Source organism: Streptomyces sp. NPDC102259 (genome assembly GCF_044766465.1).
Taxonomy (GTDB): Bacteria; Actinomycetota; Actinomycetes; order Streptomycetales; family Streptomycetaceae; genus Streptomyces.
On the sequence record NZ_JBIWMA010000002.1, the window covers coordinates 563202 to 587290 of the forward strand.

At 72.6% G+C, this 24089-nt stretch carries 19 protein-coding genes and 1 pseudogene; 9 read left to right on the forward strand and 11 right to left on the reverse strand.

Features of this window, described 5'->3' with window-relative positions:
* Positions 1-213 precede the first annotated feature (213 nt).
* Complete coding sequence (locus ACIRPU_RS07060) at positions 214-2559, forward strand: hypothetical protein (protein WP_403862740.1); 2346 nt, start codon at positions 214-216, stop codon at positions 2557-2559.
* 5 nt (positions 2560-2564) lie between these two features.
* Here ACIRPU_RS07060 and ACIRPU_RS07065 read toward each other — a convergent pair whose 3' ends face one another.
* From ACIRPU_RS07065 to ACIRPU_RS07080, 4 genes are all read right to left on the reverse strand, one after another.
* Entirely contained in the window at positions 2565-5003 is a 2439-nt protein-coding gene (locus tag ACIRPU_RS07065; protein ID WP_403862743.1) for a right-handed parallel beta-helix repeat-containing protein, read from the reverse strand.
* Positions 5004-5110: 107 nt separating this feature from the next.
* Positions 5111-5716 (reverse strand): hypothetical protein, encoded by a 606-nt coding sequence (locus tag ACIRPU_RS07070; protein ID WP_403862746.1) that lies wholly within the window; start codon positions 5714-5716, stop codon positions 5111-5113.
* 182 nt (positions 5717-5898) lie between these two features.
* Positions 5899-6723, reverse strand: a complete 825-nt coding sequence (locus tag ACIRPU_RS07075; RefSeq protein ID WP_403862749.1) for an MOSC domain-containing protein — start codon at positions 6721-6723, stop codon at positions 5899-5901.
* 39 nt (positions 6724-6762) lie between these two features.
* The gene (locus ACIRPU_RS07080) at positions 6763-7194 is read right to left on the reverse strand and encodes a DUF6643 family protein (protein ID WP_020125984.1); all 432 of its coding nucleotides are present in this window, start codon (positions 7192-7194) and stop codon (positions 6763-6765) included.
* 298 nt (positions 7195-7492) lie between these two features.
* Between ACIRPU_RS07080 and ACIRPU_RS07085 the strand changes: the two genes are divergently transcribed.
* Complete coding sequence (locus ACIRPU_RS07085; protein ID WP_403863572.1) at positions 7493-8791, forward strand: TerD family protein; 1299 nt, start codon at positions 7493-7495, stop codon at positions 8789-8791.
* A gap of 49 nt (positions 8792-8840) precedes the next feature.
* Here ACIRPU_RS07085 and ACIRPU_RS07090 read toward each other — a convergent pair whose 3' ends face one another.
* The gene (locus tag ACIRPU_RS07090; protein ID WP_403863575.1) at positions 8841-10004 is read right to left on the reverse strand and encodes a glycosyltransferase; all 1164 of its coding nucleotides are present in this window, start codon (positions 10002-10004) and stop codon (positions 8841-8843) included.
* A 69-nt stretch (positions 10005-10073) separates the two neighbouring features.
* Between ACIRPU_RS07090 and ACIRPU_RS07095 the strand changes: the two genes are divergently transcribed.
* Complete coding sequence (locus ACIRPU_RS07095) at positions 10074-10859, forward strand: glutamate racemase (RefSeq protein WP_403862752.1); 786 nt, start codon at positions 10074-10076, stop codon at positions 10857-10859.
* Between the two features lie 107 nt (positions 10860-10966).
* Positions 10967-11542 (forward strand): hypothetical protein, encoded by a 576-nt coding sequence (locus ACIRPU_RS07100; protein WP_403862755.1) that lies wholly within the window; start codon positions 10967-10969, stop codon positions 11540-11542.
* A 25-nt stretch (positions 11543-11567) separates the two neighbouring features.
* Here the strand turns inward: ACIRPU_RS07100 and ACIRPU_RS07105 are convergent, their stop codons facing one another.
* Positions 11568-12650 (reverse strand): O-antigen ligase family protein, encoded by a 1083-nt coding sequence (locus ACIRPU_RS07105; protein WP_403862758.1) that lies wholly within the window; start codon positions 12648-12650, stop codon positions 11568-11570.
* A gap of 220 nt (positions 12651-12870) precedes the next feature.
* Between ACIRPU_RS07105 and lnt the strand changes: the two genes are divergently transcribed.
* The 4 genes from lnt (at position 12871) to ACIRPU_RS07125 (ending at position 17874) form a co-directional block, all read left to right on the forward strand.
* A complete protein-coding gene (gene lnt, locus ACIRPU_RS07110; protein WP_403862761.1) occupies positions 12871-14481 on the forward strand; it encodes an apolipoprotein N-acyltransferase in 1611 nt (536 codons plus the stop codon).
* Between the two features lie 26 nt (positions 14482-14507).
* On the forward strand, positions 14508-14987 hold the full coding sequence (locus ACIRPU_RS07115; protein WP_403862764.1) for an NUDIX hydrolase: 480 nt from the start codon (positions 14508-14510) through the stop codon (positions 14985-14987).
* A gap of 54 nt (positions 14988-15041) precedes the next feature.
* Complete coding sequence (locus ACIRPU_RS07120) at positions 15042-15845, forward strand: 3-hydroxybutyrate dehydrogenase (protein ID WP_403862767.1); 804 nt, start codon at positions 15042-15044, stop codon at positions 15843-15845.
* An 85-nt stretch (positions 15846-15930) separates the two neighbouring features.
* Entirely contained in the window at positions 15931-17874 is a 1944-nt protein-coding gene (locus ACIRPU_RS07125; protein ID WP_403862770.1) for a helix-turn-helix domain-containing protein, read from the forward strand.
* A 61-nt stretch (positions 17875-17935) separates the two neighbouring features.
* Here ACIRPU_RS07125 and ACIRPU_RS07130 read toward each other — a convergent pair whose 3' ends face one another.
* On the reverse strand, positions 17936-19327 hold the full coding sequence (locus ACIRPU_RS07130; RefSeq protein WP_403862773.1) for an MFS transporter: 1392 nt from the start codon (positions 19325-19327) through the stop codon (positions 17936-17938).
* Between the two features lie 210 nt (positions 19328-19537).
* Between ACIRPU_RS07130 and ACIRPU_RS07135 the strand changes: the two are divergent.
* Positions 19538-20032: pseudogene (locus tag ACIRPU_RS07135) on the forward strand (helix-turn-helix domain-containing protein); the annotation flags it as partial.
* 113 nt (positions 20033-20145) lie between these two features.
* On the opposite strand, the gene ACIRPU_RS07140 reads toward ACIRPU_RS07135, so the two are convergent.
* The 4 genes from ACIRPU_RS07140 to ACIRPU_RS07155 all read right to left on the reverse strand — a co-directional run bounded on the left by ACIRPU_RS07140 (position 20146) and on the right by ACIRPU_RS07155 (position 24071).
* On the reverse strand, positions 20146-21129 hold the full coding sequence (locus ACIRPU_RS07140; RefSeq protein WP_403862776.1) for an aldo/keto reductase: 984 nt from the start codon (positions 21127-21129) through the stop codon (positions 20146-20148).
* Between the two features lie 271 nt (positions 21130-21400).
* Positions 21401-22009, reverse strand: a complete 609-nt coding sequence (locus ACIRPU_RS07145; RefSeq protein WP_403862779.1) for a TetR family transcriptional regulator — start codon at positions 22007-22009, stop codon at positions 21401-21403.
* A gap of 168 nt (positions 22010-22177) precedes the next feature.
* On the reverse strand, positions 22178-22534 hold the full coding sequence (locus tag ACIRPU_RS07150; RefSeq protein ID WP_403862782.1) for a putative quinol monooxygenase: 357 nt from the start codon (positions 22532-22534) through the stop codon (positions 22178-22180).
* A gap of 682 nt (positions 22535-23216) precedes the next feature.
* On the reverse strand, positions 23217-24071 hold the full coding sequence (locus ACIRPU_RS07155; RefSeq protein ID WP_403862786.1) for an SDR family oxidoreductase: 855 nt from the start codon (positions 24069-24071) through the stop codon (positions 23217-23219).
* Positions 24072-24089: the final 18 nt, after the last annotated feature.

Genomic DNA, 24089 nt, shown 5'->3' on the forward strand with positions numbered 1-24089 from the left:
GCCGATTTGGGTGCGGGGGCGTCCCATCCTCGCACGGCTCGCTCACAGGCGGTCCACCACCCCGACGCGTGCATGCCACTCGGATGTGGCGTGGGTGTTCCCCGCCCGGTCCGGGGAGGTTCCGTGACGGGAGGTGTATCAAGCCTTTGAAGTGGCGATCCTTATGTCCGCACGGACGCATGTCGAAGGCGTGTCACGGGGGAAGTGCGAACAGTGGAACGTGCCTCAGCGGACAGACCGGCCCTGGAACTCCTGGTACACGGCGTGGGTGGCGCCACGCCCGAGAAGATGCTCAACGATCCGCGCACCGTCCGGATCACCGGCGACGACACGGCGGCCGTGTTCCGGCGCGCCGACGACGTCACCGCGGACACCGGCCCCGCCGACGACCGAGGCCGCGACGCCCCGGTTCCCGAGGCCTATGTGTGGTCCAACCTCACCTCGGGCAACGGCACCCGCGCCCTGTGGCTCCTGCTGCTGCCGTTCATGGTCGTCAACCTCGCCCACTGGATGCGGCCCGCCGCCCCGGAGGGCGTCCGCGCGGTGCGCCTGTACGGACTGCTCGTGCGGCTCGCCGCGCTGAGCCTGACGGTGCTGCTCGTCGCCGCGGCCTGCGAGGTCGCCCTCGACCTGACCGCCTGGCAGTGCGCGGGCACGACCGCGTGCGCCGAGCGTCACTCCTGGCTGGGCTTCCTCTCACCGGCGGTCTCCGACGGCGGCTGGTGGAGCCTGCCGGGCCGCCGGCTCGCCCTCGCCGCCCTGATCCCGACCGCCCTCGTCGGTCTCCTGTGGTACCTGTCCCATCGCACCTGGCGGGCGTACGAGTCCCAGGAACCCCTCGATCGCGCGTCGGAACCCGAGAACGGCCCCGGTCACACCGCGCTCCGCCGGCCGGGCTTCTGGTACGGGCGCCGTCTGGTGGCCCGCCTCCGTGCGGCGCACACCGCGGCGGGACTGCTGACGGTGGCCGCGGCGGTCGGTACGGCGGCCGTACGGCAGGACCGCCGACCCGGCGGCCCCGCCCTCCTCGACGGGCTCGGCCGGTTGCTGGAGGCATCCCTGGTGGCGGGCGCGCTGGCCACGGTGTGGGTGGTGTGCCGCCGGGGGCGCAGCGAGCACCGCCTCGACCGCCGCGTCGACGCGCACCTCGTCCACCGGCTGCCGTCGGCCGCCCTGGTCCTGCTCGCCCTCACCCTGGTGTACGCCGGGTGGGAGCGCCCCGGCTGGCACTCCGAGGGCCGGCTCCCCGGCGACGCGACCTTCGGCGGCCTCGCCGTCGCCCAGGGCGTCCTGGTGATCGCCCTCGCGGCCGTCGCCCGCGTCCTGCACCATTGCCCACGTGAGCGCCCCGCGTCCGCCGACGCGAACGCGGCCACCGCCGTCGAGCGGGTTCAGCTCGCCCAGCAGGAGCGCTGCGCCCTGCGCGGCCTCGGCGGGCCCGCTGTCGCGATGCTGGCCTGCGCGCTCGGCGGGGTGATGTCCGGTGGCGTGTCGCAGCGGGTGTCGGACTGGCTGGACGGCACCGGGACCTTCCTCGACGGACCGCCCGTGCTGCTGACCTGGCAGGCGTCCGTGATCCCCGTGCTGCTCGTCGTCCTGCTGGCGCTGTGCGGACTGCTCGGCCGGCAGACCTGGCTGCTCACCCGGGCCGAGCAGGACGCCGTGGGCCGCGAGTACGGGGTCGGACCCGGCGACCCGGCCCGCACCCGTCGCATCGCCCGCGCCCGCGCGATGGCCACCCTCACCGACCGTGGCCCGCTCCTCGTCGCCGTGGTCTCGACCGCGACCCTGCTCCTGGGCGCGGGCGCGCTCGTCGGCGCCCTCGGCACCGGCAAGACCCCGGTCCGCGCAGGGGACGGCGCCCAGCCCTTCGTCCATGGCGCCGCCCAGACCGCACAGGCGATGGGCTCCTGGCTCATCGGCCTCGGCTTCGTACTCTTCGTCACCTGGGGCCGGCGCGCCTACAAGGACGCCTCCGCGCGGCGCACGATCGGCATCCTCTGGGACGTCGGCACCTTCTGGCCGCGCGCCGCGCACCCCTTCGCCCCGCCCTGCTACGCCGAGCGCGCGGTCCCCGACCTGACCTGGCGAATGGCCAGTTGGACGCGCGCCACGGGCGGACGGCTGGTGATCTCCGGTCACTCCCAGGGCAGCGTCCTCGCGGCCGCCGCGGCCTGGCAGCTGAAACCCTCCGACCGCAAACGGGTCGCCCTGCTCACCTACGGCTCCCCGATCGAGCGGCTCTACGGCCGCTGGTTCCCGGCCCACTTCGGTCCGGCCGCGCTCGCCGCCCTGCACGAGGACATCGCCTGCTGGCGCAACCTCTACCGGCTCACCGACCCCATCGGCGGCCCGGTCCGGCTGGCCGGCGACGACTGCGGCCCCCAGGTGGACCGCGAGCCCCTCGCGGACCCGCTGGCGTACGGCCGCGACGAGGAACACCCGCTGCCCGCGCCCGTCCTGGGCCACTCCGACTACCAGGCCGACCCGGCGTTCGCGCAGGAGCGCGAGATGCTGCTGGGACGGCTGCGACCGGAGCTGCCCGTGCAGCGCACCTGAGCGGATCAGGGCAGCTCGGGCAGGTCCTCCGCGTACAGCAGTGTCAGATCGTCCTTGCTCGGCTCGGTCACCTGGGCGACCCGGCCGGCGTGCCGCTCCACCATCGCCTCGAACGTCTGGCGCGCGGTACGCCCGTTGCCGAAGGCGGCTCCCTTGGGGAGCTCCGTGAAGTACTTCCGCAGGGCGTCCGCGGTGCCCGCGGCGAGCTGGTACTCGTGCTCCTCGGCCTGCTGTTCCACGATCCGCAACAGTTCGTCGGGCCCGTAGTCACCGAAGGTGATGGTCCGTGAGAAACGGGACGCCACACCGGGGTTGACCGAGAGGAAGCGCTCCATCTCCGCCGTGTAGCCCGCCACGATCACCACCACGGAGTCCCGGTGGTCCTCCATCAGCTTGACCAGGGTGTCGATGGCCTCCTTGCCGAAGTCGCGGCCCGCGTCCTCCGGCGACAGCGCGTACGCCTCGTCGATGAACAGCACACCGCCGTGCGCCCGTTGGAAGGCCTCCTGGGTGCGGATCGCCGTCGAGCCGATGTGCTCGCCGACCAGGTCGACGCGGGACACCTCGACGAGATGACCCTTCTCCAGCACGTCCAGGGCGGCGAGGATCTCGCCGTAGAGACGGGCGACCGTCGTCTTGCCGGTGCCGGGGGAGCCGGTGAAGACCAGATGGCGCTTGACGGACGCCGCCTTGAGCCCGGCCTGCTGACGGCGCCGGCCCACCTCGATCATGTCGATGAGGGCCCGCACCTCGCGCTTGACGCTCTCCAGGCCCACCAGCGTGTCCAGCTCGCCGAGCACGTCCTTCGAGCTGCGCACCGACGACTCCGGCTCACCGGCGACCGGTTGCGGCGCGGTGGCCCGCTGTTCGGGGACCATGCCCAGCAGGCCCGGCGACTGCGCGGTCGTCTGCACCACCGGCTCCGGCGCCGCCGCCCCGGGTGTCCGCGCGCCCGCGCTCTCGTCGCTGGTGCAGTCCTCGACCACGGGACCGGAGCCCGGGCCCCCGTCCCCCCCGGCGTCGGCGAACTCGTAACCCCCGCGCGCGCAGCGCTCCGTACGGCATTTGCGCAGCGTCGTACGGCTGCCGTCTATCACGTGGAAGCCATAGCCGCCGCTGTTCGTCACCCGGCAGTTCAGGAACGTGCCGCGACCGCCGGCCGACACATAGAACCCGGCCTCGGCGGGGGAGTCGACGGTGCAGCGCTCGACGGTGGGATCGGCGCCCTTGGTGACGATCACGCCGGTCTGCGTGCTGTCCACGGTGCAGTTGTTGAGGGTGCCGCCGCTGCCGTGGTCGCGGAACCACGCGCCGGTCGCCGCGTCCCGGATCCGGCAGTCGTCGAGCTGGGCCGTCGCGCCGTCGCTCACCGACACGGCCGTGTTGCGCACCTGGGACAGGTCGCTGTCCACGACATCCGCACGCGAGCCCCGGTCGAGGACGAACAGCGCGTCGGGCACGTCGTGCACCCGGCAGGAGTCGAGGACCGCGGTGGCGCCGTCGCTGACCCAGACGGCCGGGTAGTCGCCGGTGCTGTCGAAGATCTCGCACTGGTTGGCGTCCACGCGGGTGCCCGGGTCCCACACCGACAGCCCGTTGCGACCGAACTGACGCACCGTCGTGCGGGTCAGCGTCAGTACGGAACGGGAGCGCAGGTCGACCGCGTTCTCCGGAATGTCGTGGATACGGCAGTCGGCCAGGGTGAGCACGGCGTCCGTGTCGAGCGTGACGCCGTCGGAGGTCGTGCGGTGCACATCGCAGTCGGTGAGGTGCGCGGTGGCCCGGGCGGTGATCTGGACCCCGCTGCCCCGGACCTCGTAGACCTCGCAGCCCACCGCCTCCAGGGAGGAGTTGTCGCCGGTCGCGCTCAGCCCCGCGCCCGACGTGTGGTGCACCCGGCAGCGCTCCAGCCGGGGGTGCGCGCCGCCGCGCACCGAGACGCCGGCCTGACCCGCCGCGACGACCTCGCACTCCTCGAAGACGCCACCGCCGCCGTCGACCACGGCGATGCCGATGCCCGCCGGGTTGTCGACGGTGCACCGCCGGACCGTCGGGCGGGCACTGCCCCGCACCTCGATGCCCGCCGCGGACCGCGTGACGATCCGCAGGTCCAGCAGCTCCGGGGTGCCGTCCTCGACGAGCACCGCGGGCGCGGCCGCGTCCTGGCCCTCCACGTGCAGGTCCTGTACCACCGCCGAGGCGCGCACGGTCAACGGCACCCCGTCCGCGGGCGCGAGGCGCACGGAACCGGGGGAGCCCTCGGGGCCGCGCAGGGTCACCGACCGCTCCACGACCAGGTTCTCCCGATAGGTTCCGGGAGCGATGGTGAGGACGTCGCCCTCGGCCGCGGCCTCCAGGGCGGCGGCGAGCGACGCGTACTCACCCGTGCGGCGCCGCCACCTCGATGTGCCGGTGTGCGTCACCTGGACCGTGCCCTGTGCCATGGCGTTGCTGTGCCCCCACCTCGTGGTACGCGGGTTGATGCCGAATGGTTCGGCCGGACCACCGTAGCGTGCGCGCGGGTGGTGGGTTGACCAGAGACGGAAGGCCGTCAGCTGCCGGTGCCGGTGCGGCCCCAGTCCGGGCCCGCCCGGTCCCATGCCTGGTCCCAACGGGCGTGGCGGCGACGGACCATGCGCCAGACGATCAGCCGCCGAGCGCCCTCGACGGCGCCCGCGGTGAGCAGGGCCGCGCCGAAGCCGGCGAGCACGGCGTGCGTCGTCGCCGTGGCGGAGTCCAGCGGGCGGGCCACCAGTGCGCCGTGCCCGTCCGTCCATATCGCGAAGTGGTCGCCGTTGTGCGGGGTCTTGAGACCCGCCAGGACCGTGCCGTGCTGTGCCGTGCCGTCCGGCGCCGTCCAGTCCGCGACGACCCGGGTGCGGGTCTCCCGGCCGGTGGCCGTCTCCGGGTCCACCTCCAGCGGCGAACCGTTCACCTTGCCCACCACGGTGGCCGTGACCTCGTGGCGGGACTGCCGCTGTTCGTGGACCGACCGCTGGAGGACGTCCTGCGCCACGGCGCCGACGAGGGAACCCACCACGGGCGCGACGAGGAGGATCAACAGGAGAGCCGACAAGGCCACCCACGCCTCGACCAGATCCGTCGTACGGCGCAGTGGGTTGTGTCGCCAGCGCCAGATTCCGCCGATCGCTCGCACCGCCCGCACCCCCTTCCCGCTCCGTGATAACCCCCGTTGGAGCCGTTCACGCGCGAGCCCGGGGAAAGAGAGAGCGAAATCACCAGAGCCCGGGACCTCTCATGAACTTCTCACCCCATCCCAACGCTCGGGAGCGGGGCGGGGGTTCCCACCGATCGCCCGGCTTGCGACCTGGGCCGGAACTATGCGATGACGCGCACCGGATCACCGACTCTGATCGTGCCGCGACCGAGCGGCACCAGGTTCTGTCCGAAGATCAGCTTGCCGCCGAGCCGCCGATGCCGGCCCAGGGTGAAGAGGGGCTCCTTGCCGCGTGTCCCGGCGCCCTGGTCGGTGGTGGTCACGACGCATCGGCCGCACGGCTTCGCGACCCGGAACTCGACTTCGCCGACGGCGAGGCGCGACCAGCCGTCCTCCGCCCACGGTTCGGCGCCCGCCAGGACCAGGTTCGGCCGGAAGCGGTTCATCGGCAGCGGTCCCTCCCCGGCGTGCTCGCCCCGGGCGATCAGCGAGTTGAGGGCGTCGAGGGAAGCGGTCGTCGTGACCAGCAGCGGATATCCGTCGGCGAAGGTGACGGTCTCGCCGGGCCGCGCGTACTCGGGGTCGACGGGCCGACGGGTCGCGGGGTCGTCCATGTGCACCAGCCGCACGTCGGCGCCGAGGTGGGCGCTGCACCAGGCGTGCGCGGCGTCGTCGGCGAGGACCCCCTCCACCTTGTCACGGAAGATCTCCATCGACACCGTGCCCACCGGCTCGGGCACCGGCACGGTCAGCGGCTCCAGACCGGGCGCGGACAGCAGCACGCCGCCGCCGGGCAGGAGCTCGGCGGCGGCGAGCGCGAGGCGCGGCTGCTGACGTTGTGTGACGACCTTTCCCCCGGCGTCGATCAGCGCCCACCGTCGGTCTCCGGCCAGCCCCCAGGGCTCCACGACGGCCTCCCGGGGTGTCTGGCCCCGGAACGCCTTGACCGGATGGACGTGCATCGACAGCAGCTTCACATGCCCCATGGGGTCATCCTGCCAGGTGGCACCGACGACCCCGTGGGCTCAGTAGCCCCGGTACTGCTGGTTGTACGGGTCCTGGTACTGGGGAGCGGCGGGCCGGGGAGCGGCCGGGCGCATGGCGTCGTAGCCCGTGCCGGGGCCCGCCGGACGCGGCTGCTGCTGCGCCTGGGGTCCGGGGTAGCCGCGCGGCGCGCCGGCCTGCGGCGGGATGTACGCCGCCGGAGCCTGCTGCAACGGAGCGGGCTGCTGCGCCTGCGGGTAGCCGTAGCCGTAGGACTGCGAGGGGCCCGCCGGGAGGGCGGGCAGCGCCGACGGCAACGCGGGCAGGTTGCTGCTGCCCATGTCGTACGCGGCGGGGACCCGGATCGGGGCGATCTGCGGGGTGCCCCGCTCGGCCACGAGAGAGTCGTAGATCGGAGTGTCCGGGAAGGAGGCGTAGTAGCCGCCGCCATAGGTGGAGCGGGGGGAGGTCATGGCACATAAGTTAAGCCCACGATGTGCTGGTTGGGGAGACCGATAAGAGGGTTGATTTCCGTGTCCGCGGTGACCTCGGACCCCCAATGCGAGCGAACGTGGGAAAAAAGGACGGCGCGCGTCCTTCCGATCGTGTAAAGGCCGAGTTCCGAGCGGGTTACCGGCGGTTGGTCGGGGCTGATCCTGCGCTCCCGATGGGAGTTCCCCGTCCCGCGGAATAGGTTGGCCGGAAAGACAACCCGGGGGTGCCGAGGCGCGCGGCCCGGTGCACTGACACGCGATGGGGGCGTACATGTCAATGTCGAAGGGGTCCAATGCTCCGGTGCCGACCACGGCACTGCGGGTGGAACTGGGCTGGCGCTCGGGACCGGGAGTCCCGGACGCGGACGCGTCGGCACTGCTGCTCGTGGGCGGAAAGGTTCGCTCCGACGCGGACTTCGTCTTCTACAACCAGCCGTCCCACTCCTCCGGAGCCGTCCGCCACGAGGGCAAGCACGAGGCAGGCGGCCGGGTGACCGACAGCCTTCTCGTCGACCTCGCGCGCGTGGAGCCCGCGATCGAGACCATCGTCCTCGCGGCCTCGTCGGACGGCGGCCCGTTCGGCCGGGTCCCGGACCTCTACATCGAGGTACGGGACGCGGCGCAGGGCACCGTCGTGGCGCGGTTCGACAGCGCGGGCGCGACGGTGGAGACGGCCTTCGTGCTGGGAGAGTTCTACCGCCGCCAGGGCGCCTGGAAGTTCCGGGCCGTCGGACAGGGCTACGACAGCGGTCTCGAAGGCCTGGCCACCGACTTCGGGATCGCCGTGGACGAGCCGCGGCAGGCGGCCGCCCCGGCCCCGTCGGCCCGTCAGGCCCCGCCGCCCCAGCCGCCGACCATGCCCGCCTTTCCGGCCACGGTGCCCCCGCCCGTCCACCAGGCCCCGCCGCCCCCGCCGCCGGCACCGCCCGTCACGCCCGTCCGGCTGACCAAGGTGACGCTGACCAAGGCCGCCCCGTCGGTGTCCCTGAGCAAGCAGGGCGGCACCTCGGGCGCCCTGCGCGTGAACCTGAACTGGGAGGTGCGCAAGCAGTTCTCCGGGTGGGGCAGCAAGCGCGGCCGCGCGGTCGCCATGCACAACGACCTCGACCTCGACCTGTGCGCCCTGTTCGAGCTCGCCGACGGCCGCAAGGGCGTGGTCCAGGCCCTCGGCAACGCCTTCGGAGCCCTGCACCAACCGCCGTACATCCACCTCGACGGCGACGACCGTACCGGCGCCGTGACGAGCGGTGAGAACCTCACGGTGAACCTCGACCACAAGAACGACTTCCGGCGCATCCTCGTCTTCGTGACCATCTACGAGGGCGCCCGTTCCTTCGCCGACCTGCACGCCACGGTCACGCTGCAACCCCAGTTCGGCGCCGCGATCGACTTCTCCCTGGACGAGTGCACCGTCCCCTCGACCGTGTGCGCGCTCGCGCTGATCACCAACAACGGGGGTGACCTCGTCGTCCAGCGCGAGGCCCGCTACCTGGTGCCCGAGCGCGGGGTGAGCCCGCAGCGGACCGTCGACCACATCTATGGGTGGGGCATGAACTGGACGCCCGGCCGCAAATAGAGGCCCCTGTGGTCGGGGCCCCTGCACAGAGGGGCCCCTGTACGACGGCTCAGCCCTCGTCGGCGACGGCGTCCGGACGGGCGTAGGTGCGGCCCTTCCAGGCCGCGCCGCGTCCCCGGTAGTGCTGGACCGCGGAGTCGACCGTCATCAGCAGATAGAGGAACGCGGTGAACGGCAGCAGGGGAGCGAGCCACAGCGGCTGACGGTAGTAGCGCAGCATGGGGACGTACGTGCCCGCCATCGTCAGCCATGCCAGACCGCCGAACACCGCGGTGGCCGTACGGCCGGCGGCGAGCCCGCCGAGCAGGGCGAGCGGAGGCGCCAGGTACACCAGCGCGAGGCAGAGCACCGTGCCGGCCAGCAGGAGCGGACTGTGCCGCAGCTGGGCGTAGGCGCTGCGCGAGACCATCCGCCACAGGTCGTGCAGCCTCGGGTACGGGCGCACGCTGTCCACCCGGTCGGCCAGCCCCAGCCAGATGTGGCCGCCCGCGCCCTTCACGGCCCGCGCGAGCGCCACGTCGTCGATGACGGCATGCCGGATGGCGTCCGGGATCCGCGCGCGTTCGGCCGCGTCGGTGCGCAGCAGGACGCAACCGCCCGCCGCGGCCGCCGTCCGCGCCCCACGTCGGCCGATCCGCCGGAAGGGGTAGAGCTGCGCGAAGAAGTAGACGAAGGCGGGGACCACCAGCCGCTCCCACGGGCTCTCCACCCGCAGCCGTGCCATCTGGGAGACGACGTCGAACCCTCCGGTGCGCGCCGCCGCCACCAGCTCCCGCAGGCTGTCGGGCCCGTGCGCGATGTCGGCGTCCGTGAGAAGGAGGTACTCGGGCTCACGCGCGCGTGCCAAACCGATGCCGTGACGCACCGCCCACAGCTTCCCGGTCCAGCCCGCCGGAGGTTCGCCGGGGGAGTCCACGGTCAGCGGGAGCCCGCCGTGCCTGCGGGCGAGCGCGCCCGCCAGTTCCCCCGTGCCGTCGGAGCTGCCGTCGTCGACGAGGAAGATCTCCGCCCGCCCCGGGTAGTCCTGCGCGAGCAGGGAGGGCAGACTCGCGGACAGCACCGCCGCCTCGTCGCGCGCGGGGACGACGACGCAGACGGACGGCCACTCCAGCGGCTCCTCCCGGGCCGGCAGCCTGACGTCCGTGCGCCAGAAGAAGCCCTGACAGAGCAGCAGCCACAGCCAGGCGGCCACAGACATGGCGGCGATCCACACGATGGCGCTCACGCGCGCAGTCTGCCCCACGCCACTGGGCCGCAAGAGCACATCGTCTATGGTGGCCGGGTGAAGATCGCGCTCATGGACTCCGGAATCGGCCTGCTGGCGGCCACCGTCGCGGTACGGCGCCTGCGGCCCGACGCCGATCTCGTGCTCTCCCTCGACCCCGACGGCATGCCTTGGGGGCCGCGCACTCCGCAAGACCTGACCGAGCGTGCCGTGGCCGTCGCCGCGGCCGCCGCCGCGCACCGGCCCGAGGCGCTCATCGTCGGCTGCAACACGGCGACCGTGCACGCCCTGCCCGCGCTGCGGTCCCTCCTCGAGCCCGGCATCCCGGTGATCGGCACCGTCCCGGCGATCAAGCCGGCCGCGGCCGGCGGCGGCCCCGTCGCGATCTGGGCCACGCCCGCCACCACCGGCAGCCCCTACCAGCGCAACCTCATCCGGGACTTCGCCGGTGACGTCACGGTCGCCGAAGTGCCCTGCTGGGGACTGGCGGAGGCGGTCGAGCACGCCGACGAGGCGGCGATCGACACCGCGGTCGCCGCGGCCGCCGCCCTCACCCCTGAGGAAGTAACGACCGTCGTCCTGGGCTGCACCCATTACGAACTGGTCGCCGACCGCATCCGTGCCGCCGTGCAGCGCCCCGGCCGGCCGCCGCTCGTCCTGCACGGCTCGGCCGGTGCGGTGGCCGCGCAGGCACTGCGCCGCATCGGAGCGGGTCCCGCACCCGAGGCCGCGGCGCTCGGCACCGTGACGGTTCTCCTCAGCGGCCGTCCGGGCGCTCTGCCGGCGCCCGCTCTGGCCTACGCGGAAGGCCGACTGCTGGAGGCCGTCAGCTCCGCCCAGTGACCGACGGGCAGGGGGACCGGCCCTTTGGGGCCGCTTGCCGCCCAGGCGGAGCAGTCACCGTGCGCAACGCGCTACCGGCGCAGCGAAACCTGAGTAATCTCATGAATATGAGGGACCACCCCCACGACGAGAGCATCCCGCTTCCCGACGTCCCGCATGCCGATGCCCCGCATCCCGACGTCTGGACCGGGCGCGCCACCAACCGGTTCCAGTGGGTGCTGGCGCTCGTCGGCGCCGCCTGTATGGCGCTCGGCGTCGAGCTCGCCGTCGAATCCGCGTGGACGTCCGGCGTCGCCCCGCTCGCCATGTCCGTCGTCGGCTGTATCGCCGCCGGGTTGCTGGTTCTCTTCGGCACCCTCGCCTTCGTCCACGTCGACCTGAAACTCGACAAGGACTCGCTCGAAGTGCGCTGCGGCCACGTCGGGCTGCCGCGCCGGCGGATCCCGCTGGCCCATGTCGCCGGGGCCGACTTCGTGCCGCTCGTCACCCCGCGCCACTGGGGCGGCTGGGGCTATCGCTGGCGGCCCGAGAAGGGCACGGCCGTCGTCGTCCGCCGTGGCGAGGGCGTAGTGCTGCGGCTCTGGGACGGCCACACGTTCACGATCACCGTGGACGACGCGGAGTCGGCGGTGCGCGCCATCAGGGGTCGGCTGCGGACGGGCGCCCCGGGCACCACGCCCTGACGCCCGCACCGGGGACGCGCCGAGGTCAGGCGGTCGGGCGGTCGCCGTGGCGCAGGTCCCGGTCGAACTCCGGCCGGGCCTCGGGCGCCACGGGTTCCTCGGCGAGCGGTCGGGCCGTGGCCAGGCCGGCCAGCAGCCCCGCGCCGACCGACACCGTGGTGAAGCTCAGCGCGTTGCCGATCGCGGCGACGGCGGCCAGGGCCGTGAGCGTGGAACCCGCGGTCAGCACGACCGAAGTGGGGCGCGGTGCGCGCCACAGGGTGAACAGCACCCAGCAGAAGGCCGCGGCGAGCAACAGCACCCCGACGACACCCTGCTCCGCCGCCAGTTGCAGCGGCGCCGAGTGCGGCTTGCCGTCCGACAGCGTCGACTGCGCCGCCGTACCGCTCAGCTCCCCGAAGCGCCCGGGGCCCACGCCGAGGCCGGCCTCCCGGTGGGCCATGCCCAGGGCGTCGCGCCACAGCGCGACCCGGTGCGCGGTCAGCCGGTCCGTCAGTCTTTCGGCGGGGCCGCCGGGCAGCGCGTTCCCGGCGACCGCCCAGGGCAGGCCCGTCACCAGGACGGCGGTTGTGGCCAGGGCCGCGAGAGCCGGTCCCCGGTGGCGCAGCCGGCCGGCGGCCAGGGAGCACAGCAGCACCGCGCAGCAGGTCACCACGGCCGTGGTCGAGCCCAGGAGGGACCCGGTGACCGCGATGCCTCCGGCGAGCAGCCGCAGCCCGAGCCGCAGCGCCGGCACGGGGGTCGCCCAGGCGGCGCAGCACGCGGCGCCGGCCGACAGGGTCAGTACGGCGGCGGTGGCGCCGGCGTGGCCCAGCGGCGCGACGATCTCGGGGCCCGGAGCGAGCCGGGGCCGGGCCACCGACAGGGCGAGCCCCGCCAGCGCCCCGGCACAGGGCGCGGCGACCGGCAGCAACACTCCGAGGATCCGCCCCGCCGCATAGCCCGCGGCCACCGCCAGCACCGCGAGCAGGACACCCTCGGGGCGTCCCCCGTGCACGGTGGCGGTGACCAGGGACCAGATGGCGCAGGCCCCGAGCACGGCCACGCCCGCCGCGTCAGAAACGTTTCGTCTTTCCCCGTCCGCGTCCGCGTCGGCCGCAGACGTCATCCCCGTGGAACCCACCCGTCCCCCCGAACCCGGTCGCCCCCCGACCGTGACGGCCCTGAACCGTGACGGACCCCGCTCGCCCGCGCGCGACTGGGGCACTGGCACACCGTAACGGCTGATGGGCGGTTTGTGGATGAGTTGCGCCGGGTTGTGCGGTAAGCGGAGGCCGCCCCTCGGACTGCGCTGTCGGCCAAAAGGTCACTCGCCGTACACTCCCGGAGTGACCGTCACCGCAACTTCCGTGGGCCAGCCGGACCAGCTGGAGCCCCAGGCCGCGCGGGCCTCGCGCGGCGCGCGGCTTCTGCGCCTCGTCCCGGCCGCCGCTGCGGCGCTCTCCGGAGTGCTGCTCTACGTCAGTTTCCCGCCACGCACCCTGTGGTGGCTGGCGCTGCCGGCCTTCGCCGTCCTCGGCTGGGTGCTGCGCGGGCGCAGCTGGAAGGCCGCGCTGGGTCTCGGCTACCTCTTCGGACTGGGCTTCCTGCTGCCGCTCCTGGTGTGGACCGGCGTCGAGGTGGGCCCCGGGCCCTGGCTCGCCCTGGTGGTCATCGAGGCGGTCTTCGTCGCGCTGGTCGCCGTGGGCGTCGCGGCCGTGTCGAAGCTGCCGGCCTGGCCCCTGTGGGCGGCGGCGCTCTGGATCGCCGGCGAGGCGGCACGCGCGCGCGTGCCCTTCCGGGGCTTCCCCTGGGGCAAGATCGCCTTCGGCCAGGCGGACGGCGTCTTCCTGCCCCTCGCCGCGGTCGGCGGCACCCCCGTTCTCGGCTTCGCCGTCGTCCTGTGCGGCTTCGGCCTGTACGAGGTCGTACGCCTCGTCCTGGAGCGGCGGCGCTCGGGTGAGGTGCGGCGGTCGGCGGCCGCCCTGGCGCTGCTCAGCGTGGCCGTCCCGGTCGTCGGCGCCGTGGCCGCCCGCTCGCTGGTCAGCGACAAGGCGGAGGACGGCACCGCGACGGTCGCCGTCATCCAGGGCAACGTCCCCCGTCTCGGTCTGGAGTTCAACGCCCAGCGCCGGGCCGTGCTCGACTACCACGCGCGCGAGACGGAGCGCCTGGCCGCCGAGGTCAAGGCGGGCAAGGTCGCCCAGCCCGACTTCGTCCTGTGGCCCGAGAACTCCTCGGACATCGACCCCTTCGCCTACGCGGACGCCGCCGCCGTCATCGACAAGGCGGCCAAGGCGATCAACGCGCCCGTCTCGGTCGGCGGCGTGGTCGAGCGGGACGGCAAGCTCTACAACGAGCAGATCCTGTGGGACCCGGTGAAGGGGCCCACCCAGACGTACGACAAGCGGCAGGTCCAGCCGTTCGGCGAGTACCTCCCGCTGCGCTCGTTCATCGGCGCCATCAACGAGAACTGGACCTCCATGGTCGGCCAGGACTTCAGCCGGGGCACCAAGCCCGGCGTGTTCGACATGGACGGCACCGAGGTCGGCCTCGCCACCTGCTACGAGGCGGCCTTCGACTGGGCCGTGCGGGACACGGTCACCCACGGCGCCCAGCTGATCTCCGTGCCCAGCAACAACGCCACCTTCGACCGCAGCGAGATGACCTACCAGCAGCTGGCCATGTCACGGGTCCGCGCCGTCGAGCACAGCCGTACCGTCACGGTGCCCGTGACCAGCGGCGTCAGCGCGATCATCATGCCGGACGGGAAGATCACCCAGAAGACCGGCATGTTCGTCGCGGACTCCCTGGTGCAGAAGGTGCCCCTGCGCTCCTCCGAGACGCCGGCGACGAAGCTCGGCATCCTGCCCGAGATCGCCCTGGTGCTCGTCGCCGTGGGCGGCCTGGGATGGGCGATCGGCGCCGGCGTGCGGGCCCGACGGAGCGCCACCGACTGAACTGGCGGTCCGGATAGGGTCGCCGTATGCCGACTCCTGACTTCATCACCGAGATCCGGGCCACCGCGGGCCACCAGCTGCTCTGGCTCCCCGGCGTCAGCGCCGTCGTCTTCGACGACGAGGGGCGGGTGCTGCTCGGCCAGCGCGCGGACAACCACCAGTGGTGCGTGATCTCGGGCATCCCGGAACCGGGCGAGCAGCCCGCGGACTGCGCGGTGCGGGAGGTGTACGAGGAGGCGGGCGTGCACTGCGTCCCCGAGCGCGTCGTCCTGGTCCGTGCCGGGAGCCGGGTGGAGTTTCCCAACGGCGACGAATGCCAGTTCATGGACGTCACGTTCCGCTGCCGGGCCGTGGGCGGCGAGGCGCGGGTCAATGACGACGAGTCCGTCGAGGTCGGCTGGTTCGAGCTGGACGCGCTGCCGGCGATGCAGGACCGGCAGCTGTTCCGCATCAAGCAGGCGCTCACCGACGAACCCACATGGTTCGAGACCACGCCTTCCGTGTGAAATATGGGCGGGGACCACATGGGGCGAGGGCCCGGCACTGCCTAGGCTCGTCGCATGACTTCGCCCCAGGTCGCCGCTCCCGGCCCCGCCGTCCCCTCGCTCGACCTCGGCGGTCGCACCGCCCTCGTCACCGGCGCGGCCGGCGGCATCGGACGGGCCTGTGCGCTGCGGCTGGCGTCCGCGGGCGCCAAGGTGCGCGCCGTCGACCGGGACGCGGCAGGACTGGAGACGCTCGCCGGGAGCGCGGCCGGTCTGCCCGGCTCGGTCGAACCGTACGTCCTCGACCTCACCGACCTGGACGCCGCCGAACTCGCCGCCGCAGGGACCGACGTCCTGGTCAACAACGCCGGGCTGCAGCGGGTGGCCCCGCTGGAGGAGTTCCCGCCGGACGTCTTCCACACGGTGCTCACCGTGATGCTGGAGGCGCCGTTCCGGCTCATCCGCGGCGCCCTGCCCCACATGTACGGGCAGGGCTGGGGCCGCATCGTCAACGTGTCCTCCGTGCACGGACTGCGCGCCTCCGCCTACAAGTCGGCGTACGTCGCCGCCAAACACGGACTCGAGGGCCTCTCCAAGACCGCCGCCCTGGAAGGTGCGCCCCACGGTGTGACCTCCAACTGTGTCAACCCCGCCTATGTGCGCACCCCGCTCGTGCAGCGGCAGCTCGCCGACCAGGCACGGACCCACGGCGTGCCCGAAGAACGCGTACTGGCCGACGTGCTGCTGCGGGACAGCGCCGTCAAACGGCTCATCGAACCGGAGGAGGTCGCCGAGGCCGTCGCGTACCTGTGCGGCCCGCAGGCGTCCTTCATGACGGGCACCTCGCTGGTCCTCGACGGCGGCTGGACCGCGCACTGAGCGCACCGAGCACCCTGCCGTCCCGCGGCGGCGGGGTTGTCCACAGGGCTGACGGGGCGGCCCGGCGATGAGGAATCCTGTGAGCATGTCCCGCGATCACCTGAAGGGCGCCATGGCCGCCCCCGGTCCCACGTACGACGCCGACGCGCCGTTCCTCGAGCTGCTCGCCCGGGGCGCGGCCGCCGAGGCGTACGACCGGCCCGTGCTGCTCGCCCGCGCCGAGGGAGGGTCCGGCGAGCGGATCGCGGCACTCGAACACGCCAAGCTGCTCGCGCTGCGGGTCCGCTCCGAGCTGGAGGGCCGACGCCGACGCGAGGCCGAGCTGTCCGCCCTCTTCGAGACGGCCCACGACCTCGCGGGCCCACGCGACGTGGACGCCGTGCTCCAGGCGATCGTGCAACGGGCCCGCTCGCTGCTCGGCACCGACATCGCCTACCTCAGCCTGCACGACCCGGCCAGGGGCGACACGTACATGCGGGTCACCGAGGGTTCGGTCGCCGCCCGCTTCCAGCAGCTGCGCCTCGGAATGGGGGAGGGGCTCGGCGGCCTGGTCGCCCAGACGGCCCGTCCCTACGTCACCGACGACTACTTCCGCGACCACCGCTTCCGGCACACGACGACCATCGACGCGGGCGTACGCGACGAGGGACTGGTCGCGATCCTCGGGGTTCCGCTGATGCTCGGGCCCCACGTCATCGGGGTGCTGTTCGCCGCCGACCGGCGCGCCCGGGTCTTCGAACGGGAGCAGATCGCCCTGCTCGGATCCTTCGCCGCGCTCGCCGCGGCCGCCATCGACACCGCCAACCTGCTCACCGAGACGCGCTCGGCACTGGCCGGCCTGGAGCGCGCCAACGAGATCATCCAGGACCGCAGCGCCGTCATCGAGCGTGCCTCCGACGTGCACGACCGGCTGGCCGAACTGGTCCTGCGCGGCGGCGGGGTCCACGACGTGGCCGCCGCGGTCTCCCAAGTGCTCGACGGCACCGTGGAGTTCCTGGAGAGCGCGCCGGCCGCCGCGGTGGAGACCTCCCGCGCGGAAGGCCACGCCGTCCGTCATCAGCAGGACTGGATCGCGGCGGTCGCGGCAGGCGGGGAACTGCTCGGCGCCCTGGTGCTCCGCGGCCACCCGGGCCTCGACCCGGTCGACCAGCGCACCCTGGAGCGGGCCGCGATGGTCACCTCCCTGCTCCTGCTGGCCAGACGCTCCGCCGCCGAGGCCGAACAGCGCGTGCGAGGCGAGCTCCTCGACGACCTGATCGAGGCCCGCGACCGTGACCCGCGCCTGCTGCGCGAGCGCGCCGCCCGACTGCACGCCGACCTCGACGCGACCCACGTCGTGCTCGCGGCCCGTCTCGACGCCGCCGCACCCGACGCCGACGCACCCGACGCCGACCAGGAGGCGGCCGCGCGCCGCCGCCTGTGGTCCGCCGCCTCCCACCTCGCCGCCACCCGGCACGGCCTGGCCGCCGCCCGCGACGGCGGCACCGTCCTGCTGCTGCCCCTGCAACCCGGAGACACCGCGACGGAGTTGGCCCGCAGTACCGCGCTGCATCTGGGCACCGCCGTCCACGAAGCGGTCACCGTCGGCGCGTCCGCACCGGTGCGGGGCCTCGCCGCCGAACCGGACAAGGTGGTCGCCGCGTACGCGGAGGGCCGCCGGTGTCTCGACGCCCTGCGGCTGCTGGGCCGTTCCGGCGACGGGGCGGCCGCCGAGGACTTCGGCTTCCTGGGGCTGCTCCTCGCCGGCGACCGGGACGTGTCGGGCTTCGTGGACCGCACCATCGGCCGGGTCGCCGCCTACGACGAACGACGCGGCACCGACCTGCTGCGCACCCTGGACGCGTACTTCACCTCGGGCATGAGCCCGGCCCGCACCAAGGACGAACTGCACGTCCACGTCAACACGGTGGCCCAGAGACTCGAACGCGTCGGCCGCCTCCTGGGCGACGACTGGCAGAGCCCCGCCCGCGCACTGGAGATCCAACTCGCGCTGAGACTGCGCCGGTTGGCGACTGCGGCACCGCACTGACCGACCTCCGTACGCGCGGACGGCGTACGGAGGCGGCTGTGCGGCGGGCGCGAGGACGGGATCAGACAGCGCGCGCGTCCGTCGTCGCGGTCTGCGGGTGCTCCGCGCCCACGCCGGGGTCGGCGTCGGCCAGGTCGCGGTGCCGGGTCTCCTTGGCGACCCCCACGGCGACGACCGTCACCAGGGCCGCGGCGATCACGTAGAGGGCGATCGGGGTGGAGCTGTCGTAGTCGGCCAGCAACGCGGTGGCGATCAGCGGCGCCGGCGCGCCCGCCGCGACCGAGGCGAACTGGGCGCCGATGGACGCGCCGGAGTAGCGCATCCGGGTCGCGAACATCTCGGAGAAGAAGGCGGCCTGGGGCGCGTACATCGCCCCGTGCAGAATCAGACCCACCGTCACGGCGAGCACGAGACTGCCGAAGGCGCCGGTGTCGACGAGCGAGAAGAACGGGAACATCCAGAGCCCGATCCCGACCGCGCCCAGCAGGTACACCGGCCGTCGCCCGACCCGGTCGGACAGCGCACCCCAGGCCGGGATCACCGCGAAGTGCACGGCGGAGGCGATGAGCACGGCGTTGAGCGCGGTCTGCTTGGAGACGCCGGCCGAGGTGGTCGCGTAGACCAGGATGAAGGCGGTGATGACGTAGTAGGAGATGTTCTCCGCCATCCGCGCGCCCATCGCGACGAGCACGTCACGCCAGTGGTGCCGCAGCACCGACACCAGCGGCAGCGGATCGGCCTCCGCCTGCGCCGACCGTACTGCCTTACGGGCCTCGGCCTGCGCCAACGCCTGCCGGAACACCGGGGATTCATCGACAGACAGACGTATCCACAAACCGACGACGACCAGCACCCCGGAGAGCAGGAAGGGGATCCGCCAGCCCCAGGAGACGAAGGCGGCGTCCGAGAGCACGGCCGTGAGCAGGGACAGCACCCCGGTCGCGAGCAACTGCCCCGCGGGCGCGCCCGTCTGCGGCCAGGAGGCCCAGAAGCCGCGCCGCCGAGCGTCCCCGTGCTCGGACACGAGCAGAACGGCTCCGCCCCACTCACCGCCGAGCGCGAACCCCTGGACCAGCCGCAGCACGGTCAGCAGCACCGGGGCGGCGCTCCCGACGGTCGCGTGCGTCGGCAGCAGCCCGATCGCGAAGGTCGCCCCGCCCATCAGCAGCAGGCTCAGCACCAGCAGCTTCTTGCGCCCGAGCCGGTCCCCGTAGTGCCCGAAGACCAGCGCGCCGAGCGGCCGCGCGGCGAAACCGACGGCGTAGGTCAGGAACGACAGGAGCGTGCCGACGAGAGGGTCGGAGCCCGGAAAGAACAGCTTGTTGAAGACGAGAGCGGCGGCCGAGCCGTAGAGGAAGAAGTCGTACCACTCGACGGTGGTGCCGATGAGAGACGCGGCGACGATGCGCTTGAGGTTGTTCGGGGCTGGTGGAGCGGTTGCGGGCGACGACATCGGCACCACTTCCTGGGGTGTGACGGGGACGTTTGCGTGTCGCCACACCGTAGGAATCCGCAGGTCAGGCGCACATATGGCGGGGCAACATAGTTCGAGGGTTCGCTATGCGTGCGGCCACCATGCCGACTCGTGGAAAGGCGGTTCAGGAGAGCGATGGTGTCGAAACGAGTACCGTCCAGGACGCGCAGTTCATGGTGATTTGACGGTGCGGTGCTGACTCCACACGTTGCCCGCGACCACCGCGCACTCGGGCGCCGCCCGCTCGACGTCCACCACGCCCTGCGGCGCAGCCTGCTCGAATCGCTGCTGCTGCGCCTGGCCGACTCCCCGGGCGTCGTCCCCGTCGCAACGGCCACGGCCGGCACCGGCCGCGCCGACAGGTACGGACGCTTCCTGGACGCCCTGGAGCTGCACTTCCGCGAACTGCACCAGGCCGCGGACTACGCCGAGCTGCTCGGCTGCTCGGTCCGCACCCTCAGCCGCGCCGCCCGGGACGCCACGGGCAAGGGGGTGCGCGAGCTCATCGACGAGCGGCGCCTCCTCGAAGCCCGCCGCCTGCTGAGAGGCGCCCGGTGGGACGCCCGGTCCGTGGCCGCCCACCTCGGCTTCACCGACCCCGCGAACTTCGGCCGCTTCTTCCGCGACCGCACCGGCCTCACCCCGGCCGCCTACGCGGCCCGCGACACCACGCCCGATCCATGAGCAGAGCGCGACGGCGGCCCCCGGACCCCTGGCCCCGGACCCCTGGCCCTACGGGCAACGGGCGCTCACACCGCGGGGCTCCCGATCGATTCGCAGGTCCGCTCGGGCTGGGGTCAGACCCAGTTGGGGATGTGCTCCGCGGCGTAGCGGGCGCCGAATCCGCCGGTCGGGAGGATCTCGTGGATCGCGGCGAGGTCGGCCTCGGTGAGGGTGACGTCGGCCGCGCGGGCGTTCTCCTCCATGCGGGCGGCGCTCCGGGTGCCCGGGATCGGGACGATGTGCTCGCCCTGGGCGAGCAGCCAGGCCAGGGCGAGCTGGGAGACGGTGATGCCCTTGGCCGTGGCCAGCCGGCCGAGTCGGTCCACGGCTTCGACGTTCTTCTCGAAGTTGCCGGGCTGCCAGCGCGGGTCGGTGTTGCGCATGTCGGTGGCGTCGTATGAGCCGGCGGGCTTGGCGGTGCCGGTGATGAAGCCGCGGCCGAGGGGCGAGTAGGGGACGAAGCCGATGCCGAGTTCCTCAAGGAGCGGGAAGAGCTGCTCGACCTCGCGCTCGAACAGCGAGTACTCGGTCTGCAGGACCGAGACCGGCTGGACGGCGTGCGCCTTGCGGATCGTCTCCGGGCCTGCCTCGCTGAGACCGAAGTACTTCACCTTGCCCGCGTCGATCAGCTCCTTCACCGTCCCCGCGACGTCCTCGATCGGCACGTCCGGGTCGACGCGGTGCTGGTAGAAGACGTCGATCTGGTCGACGCCCAGGTAGCGCAGGCTGTTGTCGGCGACCTTGCGGATGTTGTCGGGGCGGCTGTTGACGCCGAACCCCTGGGACAGGTCGGACAGGTCGAAGCCGAACTTGGTGGCCAGGACCACCTCGTCGCGGAAGTCCTTGACCGCCTTGCCGACCAGGATCTCGTTGGAGCCGGTGCCCCAGCCGTAGAGCTCGGCGGTGTCGAAGAAGGTGACGCCCAGGTCGTGGGCACGGCGGATGGCTGCGATGCCCGCCTCCTCGTCACCGGGGCCGTAGGCCATGGTCAGGCCCATCGAGCCGTAGCCGATCGCCGAGACGGCCAGGCCCTGGGCGCCGAGTGTCCTTTGCTGCATGAGGATCTCCTGATGTGAAACCAAACAGTTCGGTTTGAAGCCTACGCCGACCATCGCCCGGTGGCAAACCAAACGGTTTGGTCGGGTAGCGTGGAGACATGAGACCCTCATCCTGCGCAGACTCGGTCGCGACCGCATCGTGAGCGCCGCCGAATCGCCGTCGTCGCAGCCGTCGAGCGCCTGTTTCCCCGCGACGACGAACTGACCGCGCCCCGAGCCCTCGAAGCGGCGACTCACCCTCATTGGCGGCCGGGAGACTCGGGCGAGTGGGTCAGCGTGCGCGAGGGAACAGGCGCTCGACGGCGGTGACCAGGGCCGCACGGCGTGCGCCGACGGAGGTGTCCGCGGCCAGCTTGGCCGCGGCGGCGCCGATCTCCGGCTGACCTGCCCAGGTGGTGGCGATCTGGTTGATCAGGGCGAGTACGTCGACCGGATCCCAGGCGGGATCGATCAGGCCGGCGCGCTGCGCGTCGCGGAGCTGTTCGACCTTGCCGGTGATGGTGGCCAGCATGGGGTGAACCGTGTCGCCGTCGGCGAGTTCGAGGCGGCCCCAGGTGATGAGCCGATAGTGGTCCGGGTGGGCCGTGAAGTGGTCGAAGAGGATGCCGGCGTAGCCGGGCAGGTCCGCCGGGTCCATGCGGGTGGCCTCGATGAGCGCGGCCGTTTCGTGCCCGGTGATGTGGTGGTAGAGGGCCTCTTTGCTGCTGAAGTAGGCGTAGACCCGTTCCTTGCTGGTCCGCGCCTGCTTGGCGAGGCGGTCCACTCGGGCGCCGGCGATGCCGTACCGGGCGAACTCTTCCTTCGCCGCGGCGAGGATCCGCTGCCGGGTATCGGCGGTAGGGGGGTTCGAGGTCTTGCGGGAGACGGCGGAGCGAGGCATAGGGACACGATAGGCGACCGAACAGTTCGGTTTGCGAGCCATGCAGTCAGACCTTCTCTCCGGGGGTCGGACGATCTGGAACGCAGAACGGCCACGAACCCGGCGCCGACGGCCTGTGCGGACCGGTTCTGCGGCGGGTTCGTGGCGATCGGGGGGCCGGCCCGGGTATCAGCGGCTGACGCTGCGGAAGGGCTTGAAGTCGGTGCCCTCGCCGCCGAGGAACGTGTCGCGGAACTTCTGGGTGAGGTTGCCGACCATCGTGAGGTGGATCATCTCGGTGGCCTCGGCGAAATCCTTCTGGCCGTCGGCGGTGAGCTCCAGGTGCTTCCAGACGGCCTCCTCGTTCTCGTAGTGCTCGTGCTGGAAGTACGAGCCGTCGGGCGCCTGGAAGATCTCGTAGCCGAGGATGTACGGCTCCTGGGCCTCGGTGACCGGGAGGACCTTGGCCAGGTAGTCCTGGAAGCGGTCTTCCATGCCGGGCTTCACGCGGTAGTGGAACAGGGCGTACACGACGGTGTCGCTCATCGACTTCTCCTCGCTGTCTTCGTCGTTCGGTCGGTGCGGCGACGAGCCGCTGCTGCCCGCGCGGCCCGGGGGCTCCGCGATCGGCGGTAGGTCGGTGGCAGCGCTTCGACCGCTGAAGAGCCTCTGCGGCACTCGGCCCGACCCACACCCAAACCAAACCGATTGGTATTGACCGTACGCAGAGGCGCTCTTGTCGTCAAACCGAACTGTTCGGTATGGGATCTCGCGGGGGCCATCGGGTCCAGAGCGGTCAGGCCCGGTGCAGTGCTGCGAGGTGCAGCCCGCCGGGCTCCTGTGCCGCCGCCTGGGCCGCCGCTGCTTCTGCTCCACCGGCGAGCTGGCTCCAAGCGCTGGTGGTACAGCGTGATCAGTTCGGCGGCGGGATGGGCACCCAGCAGGGCGGCTGAGGCGAGGACAGCGACAAGCGCGCTGCGGGCACGCGTGGTGGGGATCATGGGGGGGCGCTACCTCAAAGGAGAACGGGACAGAAGGCTGGGGACACGTGTGGACACTTCACATTTCAATCTCAGGCCCCGCGCGGGTAAGCACTGAAACTGGAGCCAGGCGCCTCCGCCTGTCAGGCCCCGTATCGGAACAGGTCGTGGCAGGCGGGTGCAGGGGTGGCCGGGGCCCGAAGGGGGAGTGCGCCTCAGCGGGAGGCAGGGGGGCCGGTCCGCTCGGGTCAGCCCTTGAGCGCGACCGCGATCGCCTCGGACAGGGGGGTGGTCGGACGGCCGATGAGGCGGGACAGGTCACCGGTGGTGACGACCAGCTCGCCCTTCGCGATGGAGGCGTCCACGCCGGCGAAGATCGCGGCGAGCGGCTCGGGCAGCCCGGAGCCGACCAGGATTTCGGTGAGCGCCTCGACGGAAACGGGGCTGTAGGCGATCTCCTTGCCGGTCTGCCGGCTCAGCTCGGCCGCGTACTCCTCGAAGCTCCACGCCACGTCGCCGCCCAGCTCGTACGTTTGGTTCTCGTGTCCCTCGCCGGTCAGTACGGCGGCCGCGGCGGCCGCGTAGTCGGCACGCGAGGCGCCGGGGACCCGGCCGTCACCGGCGGCGGCGACGACCGCGTTGTGCTGCAGTACCGGGGCGAGGTTCTCGGTGTAGTTCTCGTGGTACCAGCCGTTGCGCAGGAGCGCGTAGGGAACGCCGGAGGCGAGGAGCGCCTCCTCGGTGCCACGGTGGTCGTCGGCGATGGCGGCGGTCAGGCCGGCCGGGCCGCTGGTGTACGCGAGCAGCGCTACGCCGGCCGCCTTGGCGGCCTCGATGACGACCTTGTGCTGCTGGACCCGGCCCTTGGCGATCTCGTTGCCGGAGATGAGCAGCACCTTGTCGCCGGCGGCGAACAGGCCGTCGAACGAGTCGGGGGCGTTGTAGTCGGCGAGCGCGATCTTCACACCGCGGGCGGCGAAGTCGGCAACCTTGTCCGCGGTGCGGGCGACCGCGGTGATCTGGTCGGCCGGAACCTTCTCCAGCAGCTGCTCAACGACGTGGCGGCCCAGGTGGCCGGTGGCTCCGGTGACGACGATGCTCATGATCAGAACTCCTTGTGG